This is a genomic window from Streptomyces spectabilis, assembly GCF_008704795.1.
Taxonomy (GTDB): Bacteria; Actinomycetota; Actinomycetes; order Streptomycetales; family Streptomycetaceae; genus Streptomyces; species Streptomyces spectabilis.
Window position 1 is genome coordinate 5,721,180 of sequence record NZ_CP023690.1, and the last position, 18,604, is coordinate 5,739,783.

An 18,604-nucleotide genomic window follows, 5' to 3' on the forward strand; every position below is an offset into this window, starting at 1 on the left:
ACCGAGAGAAGACTGAGCCGATATGGCTACCACTTCACTTGACCTGGCCAAGGTGCGCAACATCGGCATCATGGCTCACATCGACGCGGGCAAGACGACGACCACCGAGCGGATCCTGTTCTACACCGGTGTCTCGTACAAGATCGGTGAGGTCCACGACGGTGCCGCCACGATGGACTGGATGGAGCAGGAGCAGGAGCGTGGCATCACGATCACCTCTGCTGCCACCACCTGTCACTGGCCGCTGAACGACGTCGATCACACGATCAACATCATCGACACCCCGGGCCACGTCGACTTCACCGTCGAGGTGGAGCGCTCGCTGCGCGTGCTCGACGGTGCCGTGACGGTGTTCGACGGCGTCGCCGGTGTTGAGCCCCAGTCCGAGACCGTGTGGCGTCAGGCGGACCGCTACGGCGTCCCGCGTATCTGCTTCGTCAACAAGCTCGACCGCACGGGTGCCGAGTTCCACCGCTGCGTCGACATGATCGTCGACCGCCTCGGTGCGACCCCCATCGTCATGCAGCTGCCCATCGGCGCAGAGGCTGACTTCAAGGGCGTCGTCGACCTCGTCACCATGAAGGCCTTCGTCTGGTCCGCCGAGACCAAGATGGGCGAGGCCTACGACATCGTCGACATCCCGGCCACGCACACCGAGGCTGCCGACGAGTGGCGCGGCAAGCTCCTCGAGGCCGTCGCCGAGAACGACGAGCAGATGATGGAGCTGTACCTCGAGGGCCAGGAGCCCACCGAGGAGCAGCTGTACGCGGCGATCCGTCGCATCACCATCGCCTCCGGCAAGGGCGGCGACACCACCGTCACCCCCGTGTTCTGCGGCACCGCGTTCAAGAACAAGGGCGTTCAGCCCCTGCTCGACGCCGTCGTGCGCTACCTCCCCTCCCCCCTGGACGTCGAGGCCATCGAGGGCCACGGCGTGAAGGACCCGGATGAGGTCGTCAAGCGCAAGCCGTCCGACGACGAGCCGCTGTCGGCCCTCGCGTTCAAGATCGCGAGCGACCCGCACCTCGGCAAGCTCACCTTCGTCCGGATCTACTCCGGTCGCCTTGACTCCGGCACCGCCGTGCTGAACTCCGTCAAGGGCAAGAAGGAGCGCATCGGCAAGATCTACCGTATGCACGCGAACAAGCGTGAGGAGATCGAGTCGGTGGGCGCCGGTGACATCGTCGCCGTCATGGGTCTGAAGCAGACCACCACGGGCGAGACGCTCTGTGACGACAAGGCCCCGGTCATCCTGGAGTCCATGGACTTCCCGGCCCCGGTCATCCAGGTCGCCATCGAGCCGAAGTCCAAGGGCGACCAGGAGAAGCTGGGTGTCGCCATCCAGCGTCTCTCGGAGGAGGACCCCTCCTTCCAGGTCCACTCGGACGAGGAGACCGGCCAGACCATCATCGGTGGTATGGGCGAGCTTCACCTCGAGGTGCTCGTCGACCGCATGAAGCGCGAGTTCCGCGTCGAGGCGAACGTCGGCAAGCCGCAGGTCGCGTACCGCGAGACGATCCGTCGGGCCGTCGAGCGCGTGGACTACACCCACAAGAAGCAGACCGGTGGTACCGGTCAGTTCGCCAAGGTGCAGATCGCGATCGAGCCCATCGTGGACGGCGACGCGTCGTACGAGTTCGTGAACAAGGTCACCGGCGGCCGCATCCCCCGGGAGTACATCCCGTCGGTGGACGCGGGTGCGCAGGAGGCCATGCAGTTCGGCATCCTGGCGGGCTACGAGATGACGGGCGTTCGCGTCACGCTTCTCGACGGTGCCTACCACGAGGTCGACTCCTCCGAGCTCGCCTTCAAGATCGCCGGTTCGCAGGCCTTCAAGGAGGCCGCGCGGCAGGCCAAGCCCGTGCTGCTCGAGCCGATGATGGCCGTCGAGGTCACCACGCCCGAGGACTACATGGGCGACGTCATCGGTGACATCAACTCCCGCCGTGGCCAGATCCAGGCCATGGAGGAGCGCAGTGGCGCCCGGGTCGTCAAGGGCCTGGTTCCGCTGTCGGAGATGTTCGGCTACGTCGGAGACCTCCGCAGCAAGACGTCGGGTCGCGCAAGCTACTCGATGCAGTTCGACTCCTACGCCGAGGTTCCGCGGAACGTCGCCGAGGAGATCATCGCGAAGGCCAAGGGCGAGTAGCTCACCCGAGCACACGCTTTAGGCTTGACACCGTCGGCCGGGGCAAACCCCGCTATCCGTGAGGAATGCCCCGGCGGTCGGCACCCCAGCAAAGATCACCTGGCGCCGATGAAGTAAGGCGTACAGAACCACTCCACAGGAGGACCCCAGTGGCGAAGGCGAAGTTCGAGCGGACTAAGCCGCACGTCAACATCGGCACCATCGGTCACATTGACCACGGTAAGACGACCCTCACGGCCGCCATTACCAAGGTGCTGCACGACGCGTACCCCGACCTGAACGAGGCCTCGGCCTTCGACCAGATCGACAAGGCTCCCGAAGAGCGTCAGCGCGGTATCACCATCTCCATCGCGCACGTCGAGTACCAGACGGAGACGCGTCACTACGCCCACGTCGACTGCCCCGGTCACGCGGACTACATCAAGAACATGATCACGGGTGCCGCGCAGATGGACGGCGCCATCCTCGTGGTCGCCGCCACCGACGGCCCGATGCCGCAGACCAAGGAGCACGTGCTCCTGGCCCGCCAGGTCGGCGTTCCGTACATCGTCGTCGCCCTGAACAAGGCCGACATGGTGGACGACGAGGAGATCCTGGAGCTCGTCGAGCTCGAGGTCCGTGAGCTCCTCTCCGAGTACGAGTTCCCGGGCGACGACGTCCCGGTCGTCAAGGTCTCGGCGCTCAAGGCGCTCGAGGGCGACGCCGAGTGGGGCAAGTCCGTCCTCGACCTGATGAAGGCCGTCGACGAGGCCATCCCGCAGCCCGAGCGTGACGTCGACAAGCCGTTCCTGATGCCGATCGAGGACGTCTTCACGATCACCGGTCGTGGCACCGTCGTCACCGGTCGTATCGAGCGTGGTGTCCTGAAGGTCAACGAGACCGTCGACATCATCGGCATCAAGACCGAGAAGACCACCACCACGGTCACCGGCATCGAGATGTTCCGCAAGCTGCTCGACGAGGGCCAGGCCGGTGAGAACGTCGGTCTGCTGCTCCGCGGCATCAAGCGCGAGGACGTCGAGCGCGGCCAGGTCATCATCAAGCCGGGCTCGGTCACCCCGCACACCGAGTTCGAGGCGCAGGCGTACATCCTGTCGAAGGACGAGGGTGGCCGTCACACCCCGTTCTTCAACAACTACCGCCCGCAGTTCTACTTCCGTACGACGGACGTGACCGGCGTCGTGACCCTCCCCGAGGGCACCGAGATGGTCATGCCGGGTGACAACACCGAGATGAAGGTGGAGCTCATCCAGCCCGTCGCCATGGAGGAGGGCCTGAAGTTCGCCATCCGTGAGGGTGGCCGGACCGTCGGCGCCGGCCAGGTCGTCAAGATCACCAAGTAAGTTCTCTTGCTTGCTGGTCGGGGTGACCCGGCTGCTCTGAACTGAGCGCAGCGAAGACCCCACCTGCCTTACGGCGGGTGGGGTCTTTTGCCGTTCCGGGGCCGGGCGGGGGCGGCCGCGCCGCTTGACAACCGGCCCGATTGGCCTTCGTCGTCCCAGGTGTGGCACACTGTTCAGGTTGCTCGGTTGAGTGCCGATGCTGTGCGCCTCCCGCCGGGAGGACTGAAAGCGAGTCCCACAGTACTCGTCGCCCCATCTGCCGTAAGGCAGCGCTGTGGCGGACGTACGGGAATCTTTCGGGAAGCGCGGCGCGGCGGCTCGGCCAGGCGCCCGGTGGGTTTCTTCCCCCGGACCCGCGGTCATCCAGGGCCGCAGCCCCTAGCAGGGAAATCCTTCGGGAGATCCGTGTGAGCGGGACTGCGACACGCCCGACCGCGTGGGTCGGAGGAAGTAGAAAAGAGGGCCTTCCGGGGGCCAGAGCGTTCGAGACAAAGGACTACTAAGTAGCCATGGCGGGACAGAAGATCCGCATCCGGCTCAAGGCCTACGACCACGAGGTCATCGACTCCTCGGCGAAGAAGATCGTCGAGACGGTGACGCGTACTGGTGCGTCGGTCGCGGGCCCGGTGCCGCTGCCCACTGAGAAGAACGTGTACTGCGTCATCAAGTCGCCGCACAAGTACAAGGACTCGCGCGAGCACTTCGAGATGCGCACGCACAAGCGCCTGATCGACATCCTCGACCCGACGCCCAAGACCGTTGACTCGCTGATGCGCCTGGACCTTCCGGCCGGCGTTGACATCGAGATCAAGCTCTGAGAGGCACGGAAGAGATGACCAAGCAGATCAAGGGCATCCTGGGCGAGAAGCTCGGCATGACCCAGGTCTGGGACGAGAACAACCGTGTCGTCCCCGTGACCGTGGTCAAGGCCGGGCCCTGCGTTGTTACCCAGGTCCGTACGAATGACAGCGACGGCTACGAGTCGGTCCAGATCGCCTTCGGCGAGATCGACCCGCGCAAGGTGAACAAGCCCCTCAAGGGTCACTTCGCCAAGGCCGACGTGACCCCCCGTCGCCACCTCGTCGAGATCCGTACCGCTGACGCCAGCGAGTACACCCTCGGCCAGGAGCTGACCGCCGAGACCTTCGAGTCGGGCGTCAAGGTCGACGTGACCGGCAAGAGCAAGGGCAAGGGCTTCGCCGGTGTCATGAAGCGCCACAACTTCGGTGGCCTCGGCTCCAGCCACGGCACCCAGCGCAAGCACCGCTCGCCCGGTTCCATCGGTGGCTGCGCCACCCCGGGCCGTGTGTTCAAGGGCCTCCGCATGGCGGGTCGCATGGGCAACGAGCGGGTCACCACCCAGAACCTGACCGTCCACGCCGTTGACGCGGAGAAGGGCCTGCTGCTCATCAAGGGCGCGGTCCCCGGTCCGAACGGCGGCCTCGTCCTGGTCCGCACTGCGGCCAAGGGGGCTTGAGGAACCGATGAGCACCATTGACATCCTTTCGCCGGCGGGCGACAAGGCCGGGACCGTCGAGCTCCCCGCGGAGATCTTCGACGTTGAGAAGATCAGCATTCCGCTGATCCACCAGGTCGTCGTCGCACAGCTGGCCGCTGCCCGCCAGGGCACGCACAAGACCAAGACCCGCGGCGAGGTCCGTGGCGGTGGCAAGAAGCCGTACCGCCAGAAGGGCACCGGCCGCGCCCGTCAGGGTTCGACCCGTGCGCCGCAGTTCGCCGGTGGTGGCGTCGTGCACGGTCCCGTGCCGCGCGACTACTCGCAGCGGACCCCGAAGAAGATGAAGGCCGCGGCCCTGCGCCACGCCCTCACCGACCGGGCCCGCAACGAGCGCATCCACGTCGTCTCCGACGTGGTCGCGGGCGACGTCTCCACCAAGGCCGCGAAGGCTCTCCTCGGCAAGATCAGCGAGCGCAAGAACGTGCTCCTGGTCATCGAGCGGGAGAACGAGAAGGCCCTGCTGTCCGCCCGCAACCTGCCCCAGGTCCACATCCTGGAGCCGGGCCAGCTGAACACGTACGACGTTCTCGTCTCGGACGACGTGGTCTTCACCCAGGCCGCGTTCGAGTCCTTCGTGTCTGGCCCCAAGGCCGCTGACACCGAAGGGAGCGAGGCCTGATGGCTATCCGTCACCCCGCTATCGCCTCGAAGGCCGCTAAGGCCGCCAAGGCCGCGCGCGTCGCCAAGGCGAAGCGCCACGCCACCGAGGGCAAGAACACCGTCGAGACGCCGCTGAGCAAGTCCTTCACGGACCCCCGTGACGTGCTCCTCAAGCCGGTCGTCTCCGAGAAGAGCTACGCGCTGCTCGACGAGGGCAAGTACACCTTCGTCGTCGCGCCTGGCGCCAACAAGACCCAGATCAAGCAGGCCGTCGAGGCGGTCTTCTCGGTCAAGGTCACCGGCGTCAACACGCTCAACCGCCAGGGCAAGCGCAAGCGCACTCGTACGGGCTTCGGCAAGCGTGCCGACTCCAAGCGCGCGATCGTGACCCTCGCTGAGGGCGACCGTATCGACATCTTCGGCCAGGCCTCCTAACGGAGACCCTGGTCCGAATATCGGACGAGGACTGAGAAATGGGAATCCGCAAGTACAAGCCGACGACGCCGGGCCGCCGTGGCTCCTCCGTCGCCGACTTCGTCGAGGTCACGCGGTCCACGCCGGAGAAGTCGCTGGTCCGCCCGCTGCACAGCAAGGGCGGCCGTAACAACGCCGGTCGTGTGACCGTTCGCCACCAGGGTGGCGGACACAAGCGCGCCTACCGCGTGATCGACTTCCGTCGTCACGACAAGGACGGCGTGCCGGCGAAGGTCGCGCACATCGAGTACGACCCGAACCGCACCGCGCGCATCGCCCTGCTGCACTACGCAGACGGCGAGAAGCGCTACATCATCGCTCCGCGCAACCTGTCGCAGGGTGACCGGGTTGAGAACGGCCCTGGCGCCGACATCAAGCCCGGCAACAACCTGGCGCTGCGCAACATCCCGGTCGGTACCACGATCCACGCGATCGAGCTCCGTCCGGGCGGCGGCGCCAAGTTCGCCCGCTCCGCGGGTGCCTCGGTGCAGCTGCTCGCGAAGGAGGGCTCGATGGCCCACCTGCGCATGCCGTCGGGCGAGATCCGTCTGGTCGACGTTCGCTGCCGCGCCACCATCGGTGAGGTCGGCAACGCCGAGCAGTCGAACATCAACTGGGGTAAGGCCGGCCGCAAGCGCTGGCTGGGCGTCCGTCCCACCGTTCGCGGTGTCGTGATGAACCCGGTTGACCACCCGCACGGTGGTGGTGAGGGCAAGACCTCCGGTGGTCGTCACCCGGTCTCGCCCTGGGGCAAGAAGGAAGGCCGTACTCGTTCGCCCAAGAAGGCGTCGAACAAGTACATCGTCCGCCGCCGCAAGACGAACAAGAAGCGCTAAGGACGGGTTGAGATGCCTCGTAGCCTGAAGAAGGGGCCCTTCGTCGACGACCACCTGATCAAGAAGGTGGATGTCCAGAACGAAGCCGGCACCAAGAACGTCATCAAGACCTGGTCCCGCCGCTCGATGATCGTCCCGGCCATGCTCGGCCACACGATCGCGGTGCACAACGGCAAGACCCACATCCCGGTGTTCGTCACCGAGTCGATGGTCGGCCACAAGCTCGGCGAGTTCTCGCCGACGCGCACCTTCCGGGGTCACGTCAAGGACGACCGGAAGTCGAAGCGCCGCTAAGGCGGGGTGGAATCGACTATGACTAACACCGAAGGGACAACCATGGAAGCCAGGGCCCAGGCGCGGTACATCCGCGTCACGCCCATGAAGGCCCGCCGCGTGGTGGACCTCATCCGTGGCATGGATGCCACGGAGGCTCAGGCGGTCCTGCGTTTCGCCCCGCAGGCCGCCAGCGTGCCGGTCGGCAAGGTGCTGGACAGCGCCATCGCCAACGCCGCGCACAACTACGACCACACGGACGCCTCGTCGCTGTACATCAGCGAGGCGTACGTGGACGAGGGTCCGACCCTGAAGCGGTTCCGTCCGCGCGCCCAGGGCCGTGCCTACCGGATCCGTAAGCGGACCAGCCACATCACCGTGGTCGTCAGCAGCAAGGAAGGAACCCGGTAATGGGCCAGAAGGTAAACCCGCACGGGTTCCGGCTCGGTGTCACGACCGACTTCAAGTCGCGTTGGTACGCCGACAAGCTGTACAAGGACTACGTCAAGGAAGACGTCGCCATCCGTCGGATGATGACGTCCGGCATGGAGCGCGCCGGCATCTCGAAGGTGGAGATCGAGCGCACCCGTGACCGCGTGCGTGTGGACATCCACACCGCCCGTCCCGGCATCGTCATCGGCCGCCGTGGCGCCGAGGCCGACCGCATCCGCGGTGACCTCGAGAAGCTCACGGGCAAGCAGGTCCAGCTGAACATCCTCGAGGTCAAGAACCCCGAGACGGACGCTCAGCTCGTGGCCCAGGCCGTCGCGGAGCAGCTGTCCTCCCGCGTCTCCTTCCGCCGTGCCATGCGCAAGAGCATGCAGTCGGCGATGAAGGCCGGCGCCAAGGGCATCAAGATCCAGTGTGGTGGCCGTCTCGGCGGCGCCGAGATGTCCCGCTCGGAGTTCTACCGCGAGGGCCGTGTGCCCCTGCACACGCTCCGCGCGAACGTCGACTACGGCTTCTTCGAGGCCAAGACGACCTTCGGCCGCATCGGCGTGAAGGTCTGGATCTACAAGGGCGACGTCAAGAACATCGCCGAGGTCCGCGCCGAGAACGCCGCTGCCCGCGCCGGCAACCGCCCGGCCCGTGGTGGCAACGACCGCCCGGCCCGCGGTGGCCGTGGTGGCGAGCGTGGCGGCCGCGGCCGCAAGCCGCAGCAGCAGTCCGCGCCGGCTGCCGAGGCCCCCAAGGCCGAGGCTCCCGCCGCCGCTGCCGCTCCGGCTGAGAGCACCGGAACGGAGGCCTGACCGACATGCTGATCCCCCGTAGGGTCAAGCACCGCAAGCAGCACCACCCCAAGCGCTCTGGCATGAGCAAGGGTGGCACGCAGGTTGCGTTCGGTGAGTACGGCATCCAGGCCATGGGCCCGGCGTACGTCACCAACCGTCAGATCGAGGCCGCGCGTATCGCGATGACCCGCCACATCAAGCGTGGCGGCAAGGTCTGGATCAACATCTACCCGGACCGTCCGCTCACGAAGAAGCCGGCCGAGACCCGCATGGGTTCCGGTAAGGGTTCGCCGGAGTGGTGGATCGCCAACGTCAAGCCCGGACGCGTCATGTTCGAGCTGTCGTACCCCAACGAGAAGATCGCCCGTGAGGCGCTGACCCGTGCGGCCCACAAGCTGCCGATGAAGTGCCGGATCGTCAAGCGCGAGGCAGGTGAAGCGTGATGTCGGCCGGTACCAAGGCGTCCGAGCTGCGCGAGCTGGGCAACGAGGAGCTCCTGAACAAGCTCCGCGAGGCCAAGGAAGAGCTGTTCAACCTCCGCTTCCAGGCGGCGACGGGTCAGCTCGAGAACCACGGCCGGCTCAAGGCCGTCCGTAAGGACATCGCGCGGATCTACACCCTGATGCGTGAGCGCGAGCTGGGCATCGAGACGGTGGAGAGCGCCTGATGAGCGAGAGCAACGTGACTGAAGAGACGAAGGCCGCGCGCGGCTTCCGCAAGACCCGCGAGGGTCTGGTCGTCAGCGACAAGATGGACAAGACCGTCGTCGTCGCCGTCGAGGACCGCGTCAAGCACGCGCTGTACGGCAAGGTCATCCGCCGTACGAACAAGCTCAAGGCGCACGACGAGCAGAACGCTGCGGGCGTCGGCGACCGTGTCCTCCTCGCGGAGACCCGGCCGCTGTCCGCGACGAAGCGCTGGCGCGTCGTCGAGATCCTCGAGAAGGCCAAGTAATTTCCGAGGGGGTTTCCCCTCGGATCAGTTCCGCCAGGCTCGGCAGGGGCCGGACTCGTAACAGCGAGGCCCCTGCCGGGAACCGGCAGACACACAGGAGATAGACGTGATCCAGCAGGAGTCGCGACTTCGCGTCGCCGACAACACGGGTGCGAAGGAAATCCTCACCATCCGTGTTCTCGGTGGCTCGGGTCGCCGCTACGCGGGCATCGGTGACGTCATCGTCGCCACCGTCAAGGACGCAATCCCCGGTGGCAACGTGAAGAAGGGTGACGTCGTCAAGGCGGTCATCGTTCGCACCGTCAAGGAGCGCCGCCGTCCGGACGGCTCGTACATCCGCTTCGACGAGAACGCCGCCGTCATTCTGAAGAACGACGGCGACCCTCGCGGCACCCGTATCTTCGGCCCGGTGGGCCGTGAGCTGCGCGAGAAGAAGTTCATGAAGATCATCTCGCTCGCGCCGGAGGTGCTGTAAGCATGAAGATCAAGAAGGGCGACCTGGTCCAGGTCATCACCGGTAAGGACAAGGGCAAGCAGGGCAAGGTCATTGCCGCTTACCCGCGCGAGGAGCGCGTCCTGGTCGAGGGTGTCAACCGGGTCAAGAAGCACACGAAGGCCGGCCCGACCGCCAGCGGCTCGCAGGCCGGCGGCATCGTGACCACCGAGGCCCCCGTCCACGTCTCCAACGTCCAGCTGGTCGTGGAGAAGGACGGCAACAAGGTCGTCACGCGCGTCGGTTACCGCTTCGACGACGAGGGCAACAAGATCCGCGTTGCCAAGCGGACGGGTGAGGACATCTGATGACGACCACCACCACTCCGCGTCTCAAGACGAAGTACCGCGACGAGATCAAGTCGAAGCTGCAGGAAGAGTTCTCCTACGAGAACGTCATGCAGATCCCCGGCCTCGTCAAGATCGTGGTGAACATGGGTGTCGGCGACGCCGCCCGTGACTCCAAGCTCATGGACGGTGCCGTCCGTGACCTGACCACGATCACCGGTCAGAAGCCGGCCATCACCAAGGCCCGCAAGTCCATCGCGCAGTTCAAGCTGCGCGAGGGTCAGCCGATCGGTGCCCACGTCACGCTCCGTGGCGACCGCATGTGGGAGTTCCTGGACCGCACCCTGTCGCTGGCGCTGCCGCGTATCCGCGACTTCCGTGGTCTGTCCCCCAAGCAGTTCGACGGCCGTGGCAACTACACCTTCGGTCTCACGGAGCAGGTCATGTTCCACGAGATCGACCAGGACAAGATCGACCGTGTCCGGGGTATGGACATCACCGTGGTCACCACGGCGACCAACGACGCTGAGGGCCGCGCGCTCCTTCGTCACCTCGGCTTCCCGTTCAAGGAGGCGTGAGCGAGATGGCGAAGAAGGCTCTGATCGCTAAGGCTGCTCGCAAGCCCAAGTTCGGTGTGCGTGGCTACACCCGCTGCCAGCGCTGCGGCCGCCCGCACTCCGTGTACCGCAAGTTCGGCCTGTGCCGCGTGTGCCTTCGTGAGATGGCTCACCGTGGCGAGCTGCCGGGCGTGACCAAGAGCTCCTGGTAATCCCCTAGTTGGGATGACCGGAGTCTCTCGGTAAGCAATGAGGTCGGTGGGGTCCCGGCCGCGCATGCCTTAGGCTTGTGTGGTTGGGCGCCCTGCCGCCCTCGTACGACTTACTACGCCGTAGGTCCCCGCGCCGCACCCGTCCCGCCCATGAGTGGGGAGAGGGATGGCGCAGACAGGAAACCCCGGCGAGAGAGGCCGAAGGCCAATTCATGACCATGACTGATCCGATCGCAGACATGCTTACGCGTCTGCGGAACGCGAACTCGGCGTACCACGACACCGTGGCGATGCCGCACAGCAAGATCAAGTCGCACATCGCGGAGATCCTCCAGCAGGAGGGTTTCATCACGGGCTGGAAGGTCGAGGACGCCGAGGTCGGCAAGAACCTCGTCCTCGAGCTCAAGTTCGGGCCGAACCGTGAGCGCTCCATCGCGGGCATCAAGCGGATCTCGAAGCCTGGTCTGCGCGTGTACGCGAAGTCCACCAACCTGCCGAAGGTGCTCGGCGGCCTGGGCGTGGCCATCATCTCCACGTCGCACGGTCTGCTCACCGGCCAGCAGGCGGGCAAGAAGGGCGTGGGTGGGGAAGTCCTCGCCTACGTCTGGTAGCGGAAGGGAACGGAGGAAACAGCTATGTCGCGTATTGGCAAGCTCCCCATCACGGTTCCCGCCGGCGTGGACGTCACCATCGACGGCCAGACGGTCCAGGTGAAGGGCCCCAAGGGCACCCTGAACCACACCGTCGTGTCGCCGATCGAGATCGCTAAGGGTGAGGACGGCGTTCTGAACGTCACCCGCCCGAACGACGAGCGTCAGAACAAGGCCCTGCACGGCCTGTCCCGCACGCTGGTGGCGAACATGATCACCGGTGTGACCCAGGGTTACGTGAAGAAGCTCGAGATCAGCGGTGTCGGTTACCGCGTCCTGGCGAAGGGCTCCAACCTGGAGTTCTCGCTCGGCTACAGCCACCCGATCCTGGTCGAGGCGCCCGAGGGCATCTCGTTCAAGGTCGAGTCGCCGACCAAGTTCTCGGTCGAGGGCATCGACAAGCAGAAGGTCGGCGAGGTTGCGGCCAACATCCGCAAGCTGCGCAAGCCTGACCCGTACAAGGCCAAGGGCGTCAAGTACGAGGGCGAAGTCATCCGCCGCAAGGTCGGAAAGGCGGGTAAGTAAGCCATGGCATACGGTGTCAAGATTGCTAAGGGCGACGCTTACAAGCGTGCTGCCATCAAGCGTCGTCACATCCGGATCCGTAAGCACATCTCGGGTACGGCTGAGCGTCCGCGCCTGGTCGTGACGCGCTCCAACCGCCACATCGTGGCCCAGGTCATCGACGACATCCAGGGTCACACCCTGGCGTCGGCGTCGACCCTGGACGCGTCCATCCGTGGTGGCTCGGACGACAAGTCGGCGCAGGCCGGCAAGGTCGGCGCCCTGGTCGCCGAGCGTGCCAAGGCCGCCGGTGTCGAGGCTGTCGTGTTCGACCGTGGCGGTAACCGGTACGCGGGTCGCATCGCGGCCCTGGCCGACGCCGCCCGCGAGGCCGGGCTCAAGTTCTGAGCTCGCTGCGTAGCTAGCGGAAAAGAGAGAGGTAAATCCAATGGCTGGACCCCAGCGCCGCGGCAGCGGTGCCGGTGGCGGCGAGCGGCGGGACCGGAAGGGCCGTGACGGCGGCGCAGCTGCCGCCGAGAAGACCGCGTACGTTGAGCGCGTTGTCGCGATCAACCGCGTCGCCAAGGTTGTGAAGGGTGGTCGTCGCTTCAGCTTCACTGCGCTCGTCGTAGTGGGCGATGGCGATGGCACCGTGGGTGTCGGTTACGGCAAGGCCAAGGAGGTGCCGGCCGCCATCGCCAAGGGTGTTGAGGAGGCCAAGAAGCACTTCTTCAAGGTCCCCCGTATCCAGGGCACCATCCCGCACCCGATCACGGGTGAAAAGGCCGCGGGCGTCGTCCTGCTCAAGCCGGCTTCGCCGGGTACCGGTGTTATCGCCGGTGGTCCCGTGCGTGCCGTGCTCGAGTGCGCCGGTGTTCACGACATCCTGTCGAAGTCCCTGGGCTCCGACAACGCGATCAACATCGTGCACGCGACCGTGGCGGCCCTCAAGGGCCTGCAGCGTCCCGAGGAGATCGCGGCTCGCCGTGGTCTGCCCCTCGAGGACGTCGCCCCCGCGGCTCTGCTGCGTGCACGTGCGGGAGCGGGTGCGTAATCATGGCTCAGCTCAAGATCACGCAGACGAAGTCGTACATCGGCAGCAAGCAGAACCACCGCGACACCCTGCGTTCCCTTGGTCTCAAGGGGATCAACACGCAGGTCGTCAAGGAGGACCGCCCCGAGTTCCGCGGCATGGTGCACACCGTCCGCCACCTCGTGACGGTTGAGGAGGTCTGATCATGGCGGAGAACAACCCGCTGAAGATCCACAACCTCCGTCCGGCCCCCGGCGCCAAGACCGCCAAGACCCGTGTCGGTCGTGGTGAGGCGTCGAAGGGTAAGACGGCCGGTCGTGGTACGAAGGGCACGAAGGCCCGCTACCAGGTTCCGGAGCGCTTCGAGGGTGGCCAGATGCCCCTCCACATGCGTCTCCCGAAGCTGAAGGGCTTCAAGAACCCGTTCAAGACCGAGTACCAGGTCGTCAACCTGGACAAGCTCACCGCCCTCTACCCCGAGGGTGGCGAGGTCACGGTGGCCGACCTGGTCGCCAAGGGCGCCGTTCGCAAGAACAGCCTTGTCAAGGTCCTCGGCCAGGGTGAGGTCACCGTGGCGCTGCAGGTGACGGTTGACGCCGTCTCCGGCTCCGCCAAGGAGAAGATCACCGCCGCAGGCGGCACCGTCACCGAGCTCGTCTGAAGTTCTCAGGCGTCTCGATGACTTGAGCGATCCCGACCGGGGATGCCCCACAAAAGGGGCATCCCCGGTTGGTCGTTCCAAGGGGGGCACGGTCGCCGGTAAGGTGGCGTGCACTGTTAACTTCCGCGCGGTCTGTCCTCGCGACCGACCGGGCGGATCTTGGCTTTTAGCTACACACACGTACTTATCCGTCGGACTCACCACCGTCACCTCTGACGCAGTAGCGCGGGGGTCGCAGGAGGCACCGTGCTCACCGCGTTCGCCCGGGCGTTCAAGACGCCCGACCTGCGCAAGAAGCTGCTCTTCACGCTCGGCATCATCGTGATCTACCGGCTCGGGACGCATATCCCGATCCCGGGCGTCGACTACACGAATGTCCAGAAGTGCATTGACCAGGCGAACGCCAACCAGGGCCTGTTCGGCCTGGTCAACATGTTCAGCGGTGGCGCACTGCTGCAGATCACGATCTTCGCGCTCGGCATCATGCCGTACATCACGGCGAGCATCATCTTGCAGCTGTTGACCGTGGTGATCCCGCGCCTGGAAGCCCTCAAGAAGGAGGGCCAGGCGGGCACGGCCAAGATCACGCAGTACACGCGCTATCTGACCATCGCCCTTGCCGTCCTGCAGGGCACCGGCCTGGTGGCCACCGCTCGCACCGGCACCCTGTTCCAGGGCTGCTCGGTCGCCTCGCAGATCGTCCCCGAACAGTCGATCTTCGTCACCATCACGATGGTCATCACCATGACCGCCGGTACGGCCGCCGTCATGTGGCTCGGTGAGCTCATCACCGACCGCGGCATCGGCAACGGCATGTCGATCCTGATGTTCATCTCGATCGCCGCGACCTTCCCCGCCGCCCTGTGGGGCATCAAGAAGTCGGGTTCCCTGGCCGACGGCTGGATCGAGTTCGGCACCGTCATCCTCGTCGGCCTGTTCATGGTCGGCCTGGTGGTCTTCGTCGAGCAGGCCCAGCGCCGCATTCCGGTGCAGTACGCGAAGCGCATGATCGGCCGCAGGTCCTACGGCGGTACGTCGACGTACATCCCGCTGAAGGTCAACCAGGCGGGCATCATCCCTGTGATCTTCGCCTCGTCGCTGCTGTACATCCCCGCGCTCGTCGCCCAGTTCGCCGGTGGTCAGTCCGGCTGGAAGACGTGGATCGAGCAGAACCTGACCAAGGGTGACCACCCGATTTACATCGTCACCTACTTCGTCCTGATCGTCTTCTTCGCCTTCTTCTACGTGGCGATCTCCTTCAACCCGGAGGAAGTCGCGGACAACATGAAGAAGTATGGTGGCTTCATCCCGGGCATCCGGGCTGGCCGACCGACCGCTGAGTACCTGAGCTACGTACTCAACCGGATCACCTGGCCGGGCTCGCTGTATCTGGGTCTGATCGCTCTTGTGCCAACGATGGCGTTGGTGGGCTTCGGGGCCAACCAGAACTTCCCCTTCGGTGGAACGAGCATCCTCATCATCGTGGGTGTGGGCCTGGAGACCGTGAAGCAGATCGAGAGCCAGCTCCAGCAGCGCAACTACGAAGGGTTCCTCCGCTGATGCGAATCGTCCTCGTCGGGCCGCCCGGTGCAGGCAAGGGAACGCAGGCCGCGTTCCTTGCCAAGAACCTGTCGATCCCGCACATCTCCACGGGCGACCTCTTCCGCGCCAACATCAGCCAGCAGACGGAGCTCGGCAAGCTGGCCAAGTCCTACATGGACGCCGGAAACCTCGTCCCGGACGAGGTGACCATCGGCATGGCCAAGGACCGCATGGCGCAGGCCGACGCGGAGAACGGCTTCCTGCTGGACGGCTTCCCGCGCAACGTGTCGCAGGCCGAGGCCCTGGACGAGGCCCTCAAGGCGGACGGCCAGAAGCTGGACGCGGTCCTCGACCTGGAGGTCCCCGAGGACGAGGTGGTCAAGCGCATCGCGGGCCGCCGCATCTGCCGGAACGACTCCAGCCACGTCTTCCACGTGACGTACAGCCCGCCGAAGCAGCAGGACGTCTGTGACGTCTGCGGCGGCGAGCTCTACCAGCGCGGGGACGACAAGGAAGAGACCGTGCGCAAGCGGCTCGACGTCTACCACCGCGAGACGGAGCCGATCATCGACCACTACAAGGCCCAGGGCCTGGTGGTCACGATCTCGGCCCTCGGCAAGGTGGACGAGGTCACGCAGCGCGCGATGTCCGCCCTGCAGGGCGAGAGCGCCTGATACAGCTGTGACTGGGCCGCGGCACCCCGGGCGGGTGCCGCGGCCGAGCTGTGGGCGGAGCGCGAGGGGCGCCGCCGCGGCCGTATCGTGGTGAGTACTCCTCGTTTGCCGTACGTCGTAGTCGTAGGTTCAGAAAGGCTCAGGCCGGACATGGTGCAGATCAAGACTCCCGAGCAGATCGCCAAGATGCGTGCGGCGGGACTTGTCGTCGCCGCCATCCACCAGGCCACGCGGGCGGCGGCGGTGCCGGGCGCGACCACCAAGGACCTGGACGACGTGGCGCGCAAGGTGATCGCCGAGCACGGCGCCAAGTCGAACTTCCTCGGGTACGGCGGCTTCCCCGCGACCATCTGCACCTCGAAGAACGAGGTCGTCGTGCACGGCATCCCGAGCGACGAGGTCGTCCTGGAGGACGGCGACATCATCTCCATCGACGCGGGCGCGATCGTGGACGGCTGGCACGGCGACGCCGCCTTCACGGCGTTCGTGGGCGGCGGTCACGCTCCGGAGCTCGTCGAGCTCTCCCGGGTGACCGAGGAGTCGATGTGGGCCGGCATCGCGGCCATGAAGCTGGGCAACCGGCTCGTCGACGTCTCCCGCGCCATCGAGACGTACATCCGCCGCCAGCCGCGTCCGGCCTCCGGCAAGTACGGAATCATCGAGGACTACGGCGGCCACGGCATCGGCACCGAGATGCACATGGACCCGCACCTGCTGAACTACGTCGAGCGGCGGCGCGGCCGCGGGCCCAAGCTGGTGCCCGGCTTCTGCCTCGCGATCGAGCCGATGGTGTCGCTCGGCACGGCGAAGACCGAGGTCCTTTCGGACGACTGGACGGTCATCACCACGGACGGCACCTGGTCCTCGCACTGGGAGCACTCCGTCGCGCTGACCGAGCAGGGCCCGCTGGTGCTGACCGCGCCCGACGGCGGCAAGGCGAAGCTCGCCGAGTACGGCGTCACCGCCGCGCCCGACCCGCTGGGCTAGGCTCCCGCCGGTGCTGCTTAAGGATCTTCCGGAGCGGGCATTCTTTCTCGATTCGTCTTTCCGGGTGCACTGACGTAGACTGACGCGTCGGCTCTCGTGCATCCGTGTGTCTGCATACGGGGAACTGAGTCGATCAAGGTAGTCGATTCGAAGGGCGAAGCGTGGCCAAGAAGCAAGGTGCCATCGAGATCGAAGGCACTGTCGTCGAGTCTCTTCCGAACGCCATGTTCAAGGTGGAGCTCCAGAACGGCCACCAGGTCCTGGCACACATCAGCGGCAAGATGCGCATGCACTACATCCGCATCCTCCCTGACGACCGGGTCGTGGTGGAGCTGTCTCCGTACGACCTGACGCGTGGCCGGATCGTCTACCGGTACAAGTAGATCTTGCCTGTATCCCGCTCGCGCGGGGTGGTGGCACTGACCCGGAGAACCTCACACCCATGAAGGTCAAGCCGAGCGTCAAGAAGATCTGCGACAAGTGCAGGGTGATCCGCCGTCACGGCCGGGTCATGATCATTTGCGACAACCCGCGCCACAAGCAGCGCCAGGGCTGACGCACGTACTGCACTCGCAGATTTTCGCGCGACGCACGTAACAGCACATATGCAGAGCCCGTCCCTCTTCAGGTCCATCAGGTAATGGAGGGCGGCACCCCCGGTCGGAGGCCGGGGACCCAGTACGTACCTCATACGGCGGCTGGGAGTGGTTCTGCTGAAGACCTCCGAAGATTCACAGGAGCCATGAATGGCACGCGTTGAAGGTGTTGACCTCCCGCGCGACAAGCGCATCGAGGTCGCCCTCACCTACGTGTTCGGTGTCGGCCGGACGCTGTCCCAGCAGACGCTGGACGCTACTGGTGTCGACCGCAACACCCGTGTTCGCGACCTGACCGAGGAAGACCTCGTCAAGATCCGCGAGTACGTGGACCAGAACATCAAGACCGAGGGTGACCTCCGTCGCGAGATCCAGGCCGACATCCGCCGCAAGGTCGAGATCGGCTGCTACCAGGGTCTGCGCCACCGTCGTGGTCTGCCCGTCCGCGGTCAGCGCACCAGCACCAACGCTCGCACCCGCAAGGGCCCGCGTCGCGCCATCGCCGGTAAGAAGAAGCCGGGCAAGAAGTAGTCCTCGCTCAGCGGTCTATCGACAGCTGACGCTGCAGGACCGACCACCTCCCGTAGGAGTAAGAGATGCCCCCCAAGGGTCGTCAGGGCGCTGCCAAGAAGGTGCGCCGCAAGGAAAAGAAGAACGTCGCTCACGGCCACGCGCACATCAAGAGCACGTTCAACAACACGATCGTGTCCATCACGGACCCGACCGGCAACGTGATCTCCTGGGCCTCCGCCGGCCACGTCGGCTTCAAGGGCTCGCGCAAGTCCACGCCGTTCGCCGCGCAGATGGCCGCCGAGTCGGCTGCCCGTCGCGCGCAGGAGCACGGCATGCGCAAGGTCGACGTCTTCGTGAAGGGTCCGGGCTCCGGCCGCGAGACCGCGATCCGCTCCCTCCAGGCCACGGGCCTCGAGGTCGGCTCGATCCAGGACGTGACGCCCACGCCGCACAACGGCTGCCGTCCGCCCAAGCGCCGTCGCGTCTGACGTTCGTACGTCGCTTGACTTGAGGTT

30 protein-coding genes are annotated in these 18,604 nt (G+C 65.8%); all 30 read left to right on the forward strand.

The genetic code is table 11. The features are described from left to right. Positions 1-22: 22 nt before the first annotated feature. Positions 23-2,149: an elongation factor G gene (fusA, locus tag CP982_RS25165; RefSeq protein ID WP_150512582.1), complete on the forward strand. Its 2,127-nt coding sequence runs from the start codon at positions 23-25 to the stop codon at positions 2,147-2,149. A gap of 149 nt (positions 2,150-2,298) precedes the next feature. Continuing rightward, on the forward strand, positions 2,299-3,492 hold the full coding sequence (tuf, locus tag CP982_RS25170; RefSeq protein WP_030685484.1) for an elongation factor Tu: 1,194 nt from the start codon (positions 2,299-2,301) through the stop codon (positions 3,490-3,492). 509 nt (positions 3,493-4,001) lie between these two features. Further along, positions 4,002-4,310: a 30S ribosomal protein S10 gene (gene rpsJ / locus CP982_RS25175; RefSeq protein WP_003948644.1), complete on the forward strand. Its 309-nt coding sequence runs from the start codon at positions 4,002-4,004 to the stop codon at positions 4,308-4,310. A gap of 14 nt (positions 4,311-4,324) precedes the next feature. Beyond that, complete coding sequence (rplC, locus tag CP982_RS25180) at positions 4,325-4,969, forward strand: 50S ribosomal protein L3 (RefSeq protein ID WP_030359023.1); 645 nt, start codon at positions 4,325-4,327, stop codon at positions 4,967-4,969. 7 nt (positions 4,970-4,976) lie between these two features. Next, positions 4,977-5,630 (forward strand): 50S ribosomal protein L4, encoded by a 654-nt coding sequence (gene rplD / locus CP982_RS25185; RefSeq protein WP_144320458.1) that lies wholly within the window; start codon positions 4,977-4,979, stop codon positions 5,628-5,630. Continuing rightward, entirely contained in the window at positions 5,630-6,046 is a 417-nt protein-coding gene (gene rplW / locus CP982_RS25190) for a 50S ribosomal protein L23 (RefSeq protein ID WP_030685476.1), read from the forward strand. The genes rplD and rplW overlap by 1 nt, the downstream gene beginning before the upstream one ends. A 38-nt stretch (positions 6,047-6,084) precedes the next feature. After that, positions 6,085-6,921, forward strand: coding sequence for a 50S ribosomal protein L2 (gene rplB, locus CP982_RS25195; protein ID WP_030685474.1), 837 nt, complete (start codon positions 6,085-6,087; stop codon positions 6,919-6,921). Positions 6,922-6,933: 12 nt separating this feature from the next. After that, a complete protein-coding gene (gene rpsS / locus CP982_RS25200) occupies positions 6,934-7,215 on the forward strand; it encodes a 30S ribosomal protein S19 (protein ID WP_003948639.1) in 282 nt (93 codons plus the stop codon). Positions 7,216-7,257: 42 nt separating this feature from the next. Further along, complete coding sequence (gene rplV / locus CP982_RS25205; RefSeq protein WP_030685471.1) at positions 7,258-7,605, forward strand: 50S ribosomal protein L22; 348 nt, start codon at positions 7,258-7,260, stop codon at positions 7,603-7,605. Further along, on the forward strand, positions 7,605-8,444 hold the full coding sequence (gene rpsC, locus CP982_RS25210; RefSeq protein WP_087885483.1) for a 30S ribosomal protein S3: 840 nt from the start codon (positions 7,605-7,607) through the stop codon (positions 8,442-8,444). Before rplV ends, rpsC begins: the two co-directional genes overlap by 1 nt. Positions 8,445-8,449: 5 nt before the next feature. Continuing rightward, positions 8,450-8,869: a 50S ribosomal protein L16 gene (gene rplP, locus CP982_RS25215; protein WP_030685469.1), complete on the forward strand. Its 420-nt coding sequence runs from the start codon at positions 8,450-8,452 to the stop codon at positions 8,867-8,869. After that, the gene (gene rpmC / locus CP982_RS25220; RefSeq protein WP_010036720.1) at positions 8,869-9,093 is read left to right on the forward strand and encodes a 50S ribosomal protein L29; all 225 of its coding nucleotides are present in this window, start codon (positions 8,869-8,871) and stop codon (positions 9,091-9,093) included. Before rplP ends, rpmC begins: the two co-directional genes overlap by 1 nt. Then, positions 9,093-9,380, forward strand: coding sequence for a 30S ribosomal protein S17 (gene rpsQ, locus CP982_RS25225; protein ID WP_016434628.1), 288 nt, complete (start codon positions 9,093-9,095; stop codon positions 9,378-9,380). The genes rpmC and rpsQ overlap by 1 nt, the downstream gene beginning before the upstream one ends. A 106-nt stretch (positions 9,381-9,486) precedes the next feature. Next, positions 9,487-9,855 carry a 50S ribosomal protein L14 gene (gene rplN / locus CP982_RS25230; RefSeq protein WP_003974257.1) on the forward strand — a complete coding sequence of 123 codons (369 nt, stop codon included), beginning with the start codon at positions 9,487-9,489 and terminating at the stop codon, positions 9,853-9,855. Between the two features lie 2 nt (positions 9,856-9,857). Then, positions 9,858-10,181 (forward strand): 50S ribosomal protein L24, encoded by a 324-nt coding sequence (rplX, locus tag CP982_RS25235; RefSeq protein WP_030685463.1) that lies wholly within the window; start codon positions 9,858-9,860, stop codon positions 10,179-10,181. Beyond that, entirely contained in the window at positions 10,181-10,738 is a 558-nt protein-coding gene (gene rplE / locus CP982_RS25240) for a 50S ribosomal protein L5 (protein WP_030567269.1), read from the forward strand. The genes rplX and rplE overlap by 1 nt, the downstream gene beginning before the upstream one ends. 5 nt (positions 10,739-10,743) lie before the next feature. Next, entirely contained in the window at positions 10,744-10,929 is a 186-nt protein-coding gene (locus tag CP982_RS25245; RefSeq protein ID WP_003948630.1) for a type Z 30S ribosomal protein S14, read from the forward strand. A 212-nt stretch (positions 10,930-11,141) separates the two neighbouring features. Beyond that, positions 11,142-11,540, forward strand: coding sequence for a 30S ribosomal protein S8 (gene rpsH, locus CP982_RS25255; protein WP_018528360.1), 399 nt, complete (start codon positions 11,142-11,144; stop codon positions 11,538-11,540). 24 nt (positions 11,541-11,564) lie between these two features. After that, positions 11,565-12,104, forward strand: coding sequence for a 50S ribosomal protein L6 (rplF, locus tag CP982_RS25260; RefSeq protein WP_030685454.1), 540 nt, complete (start codon positions 11,565-11,567; stop codon positions 12,102-12,104). 3 nt (positions 12,105-12,107) lie between these two features. Then, positions 12,108-12,491: a 50S ribosomal protein L18 gene (rplR, locus tag CP982_RS25265; RefSeq protein ID WP_138961318.1), complete on the forward strand. Its 384-nt coding sequence runs from the start codon at positions 12,108-12,110 to the stop codon at positions 12,489-12,491. A 40-nt stretch (positions 12,492-12,531) separates the two neighbouring features. Beyond that, positions 12,532-13,137 carry a 30S ribosomal protein S5 gene (gene rpsE, locus CP982_RS25270; protein WP_144320461.1) on the forward strand — a complete coding sequence of 202 codons (606 nt, stop codon included), beginning with the start codon at positions 12,532-12,534 and terminating at the stop codon, positions 13,135-13,137. Positions 13,138-13,139: 2 nt separating this feature from the next. Further along, positions 13,140-13,319, forward strand: coding sequence for a 50S ribosomal protein L30 (gene rpmD / locus CP982_RS25275; RefSeq protein ID WP_013001408.1), 180 nt, complete (start codon positions 13,140-13,142; stop codon positions 13,317-13,319). Positions 13,320-13,321: 2 nt separating this feature from the next. Beyond that, positions 13,322-13,777, forward strand: coding sequence for a 50S ribosomal protein L15 (gene rplO, locus CP982_RS25280; RefSeq protein ID WP_138961319.1), 456 nt, complete (start codon positions 13,322-13,324; stop codon positions 13,775-13,777). Between the two features lie 246 nt (positions 13,778-14,023). Continuing rightward, on the forward strand, positions 14,024-15,337 hold the full coding sequence (secY, locus tag CP982_RS25285) for a preprotein translocase subunit SecY (RefSeq protein ID WP_150512583.1): 1,314 nt from the start codon (positions 14,024-14,026) through the stop codon (positions 15,335-15,337). Next, positions 15,337-15,993 (forward strand): adenylate kinase, encoded by a 657-nt coding sequence (locus tag CP982_RS25290; protein ID WP_150512584.1) that lies wholly within the window; start codon positions 15,337-15,339, stop codon positions 15,991-15,993. The genes secY and CP982_RS25290 overlap by 1 nt, the downstream gene beginning before the upstream one ends. A gap of 150 nt (positions 15,994-16,143) precedes the next feature. Continuing rightward, complete coding sequence (map, locus tag CP982_RS25295; protein WP_150512585.1) at positions 16,144-16,980, forward strand: type I methionyl aminopeptidase; 837 nt, start codon at positions 16,144-16,146, stop codon at positions 16,978-16,980. Positions 16,981-17,141: 161 nt separating this feature from the next. After that, entirely contained in the window at positions 17,142-17,363 is a 222-nt protein-coding gene (infA, locus tag CP982_RS25300) for a translation initiation factor IF-1 (protein ID WP_003948620.1), read from the forward strand. 59 nt (positions 17,364-17,422) lie between these two features. Further along, positions 17,423-17,536, forward strand: a complete 114-nt coding sequence (gene rpmJ / locus CP982_RS25305) for a 50S ribosomal protein L36 (RefSeq protein WP_003948619.1) — start codon at positions 17,423-17,425, stop codon at positions 17,534-17,536. A 190-nt stretch (positions 17,537-17,726) separates the two neighbouring features. Then, positions 17,727-18,107 carry a 30S ribosomal protein S13 gene (rpsM, locus tag CP982_RS25310; RefSeq protein WP_150512586.1) on the forward strand — a complete coding sequence of 127 codons (381 nt, stop codon included), beginning with the start codon at positions 17,727-17,729 and terminating at the stop codon, positions 18,105-18,107. A gap of 65 nt (positions 18,108-18,172) precedes the next feature. Continuing rightward, positions 18,173-18,577 (forward strand): 30S ribosomal protein S11, encoded by a 405-nt coding sequence (rpsK, locus tag CP982_RS25315; protein WP_003948617.1) that lies wholly within the window; start codon positions 18,173-18,175, stop codon positions 18,575-18,577. Positions 18,578-18,604: the final 27 nt, after the last annotated feature.

Bases quoted from the DNA above. Each gene is read 5' to 3' on its own strand.
- fusA (WP_150512582.1), top strand. From the start codon at position 23: ATGGCTACCACTTCACTTGACCTGGCCAAGGTGCGCAACATCGGCATC.
- rpsJ (WP_003948644.1), top strand. From the start codon at position 4,002: ATGGCGGGACAGAAGATCCGCATCCGGCTCAAGGCCTACGACCACGAG.
- rplC (WP_030359023.1), top strand. From the start codon at position 4,325: ATGACCAAGCAGATCAAGGGCATCCTGGGCGAGAAGCTCGGCATGACC.
- rplD (WP_144320458.1), top strand. From the start codon at position 4,977: ATGAGCACCATTGACATCCTTTCGCCGGCGGGCGACAAGGCCGGGACC.
- rplW (WP_030685476.1), top strand. From the start codon at position 5,630: ATGGCTATCCGTCACCCCGCTATCGCCTCGAAGGCCGCTAAGGCCGCC.
- rplB (WP_030685474.1), top strand. From the start codon at position 6,085: ATGGGAATCCGCAAGTACAAGCCGACGACGCCGGGCCGCCGTGGCTCC.
- rpsS (WP_003948639.1), top strand. From the start codon at position 6,934: ATGCCTCGTAGCCTGAAGAAGGGGCCCTTCGTCGACGACCACCTGATC.
- rplV (WP_030685471.1), top strand. From the start codon at position 7,258: ATGGAAGCCAGGGCCCAGGCGCGGTACATCCGCGTCACGCCCATGAAG.
- rpsC (WP_087885483.1), top strand. From the start codon at position 7,605: ATGGGCCAGAAGGTAAACCCGCACGGGTTCCGGCTCGGTGTCACGACC.
- rplP (WP_030685469.1), top strand. From the start codon at position 8,450: ATGCTGATCCCCCGTAGGGTCAAGCACCGCAAGCAGCACCACCCCAAG.
- rpmC (WP_010036720.1), top strand. From the start codon at position 8,869: ATGTCGGCCGGTACCAAGGCGTCCGAGCTGCGCGAGCTGGGCAACGAG.
- rpsQ (WP_016434628.1), top strand. From the start codon at position 9,093: ATGAGCGAGAGCAACGTGACTGAAGAGACGAAGGCCGCGCGCGGCTTC.
- rplX (WP_030685463.1), top strand. From the start codon at position 9,858: ATGAAGATCAAGAAGGGCGACCTGGTCCAGGTCATCACCGGTAAGGAC.
- rplE (WP_030567269.1), top strand. From the start codon at position 10,181: ATGACGACCACCACCACTCCGCGTCTCAAGACGAAGTACCGCGACGAG.
- CP982_RS25245 (WP_003948630.1), top strand. From the start codon at position 10,744: ATGGCGAAGAAGGCTCTGATCGCTAAGGCTGCTCGCAAGCCCAAGTTC.
- rpsH (WP_018528360.1), top strand. From the start codon at position 11,142: ATGACCATGACTGATCCGATCGCAGACATGCTTACGCGTCTGCGGAAC.
- rplF (WP_030685454.1), top strand. From the start codon at position 11,565: ATGTCGCGTATTGGCAAGCTCCCCATCACGGTTCCCGCCGGCGTGGAC.
- rplR (WP_138961318.1), top strand. From the start codon at position 12,108: ATGGCATACGGTGTCAAGATTGCTAAGGGCGACGCTTACAAGCGTGCT.
- rpsE (WP_144320461.1), top strand. From the start codon at position 12,532: ATGGCTGGACCCCAGCGCCGCGGCAGCGGTGCCGGTGGCGGCGAGCGG.
- rpmD (WP_013001408.1), top strand. From the start codon at position 13,140: ATGGCTCAGCTCAAGATCACGCAGACGAAGTCGTACATCGGCAGCAAG.
- rplO (WP_138961319.1), top strand. From the start codon at position 13,322: ATGGCGGAGAACAACCCGCTGAAGATCCACAACCTCCGTCCGGCCCCC.
- CP982_RS25290 (WP_150512584.1), top strand. From the start codon at position 15,337: ATGCGAATCGTCCTCGTCGGGCCGCCCGGTGCAGGCAAGGGAACGCAG.
- map (WP_150512585.1), top strand. From the start codon at position 16,144: ATGGTGCAGATCAAGACTCCCGAGCAGATCGCCAAGATGCGTGCGGCG.
- rpmJ (WP_003948619.1), top strand. From the start codon at position 17,423: ATGAAGGTCAAGCCGAGCGTCAAGAAGATCTGCGACAAGTGCAGGGTG.
- rpsM (WP_150512586.1), top strand. From the start codon at position 17,727: ATGGCACGCGTTGAAGGTGTTGACCTCCCGCGCGACAAGCGCATCGAG.
- rpsK (WP_003948617.1), top strand. From the start codon at position 18,173: ATGCCCCCCAAGGGTCGTCAGGGCGCTGCCAAGAAGGTGCGCCGCAAG.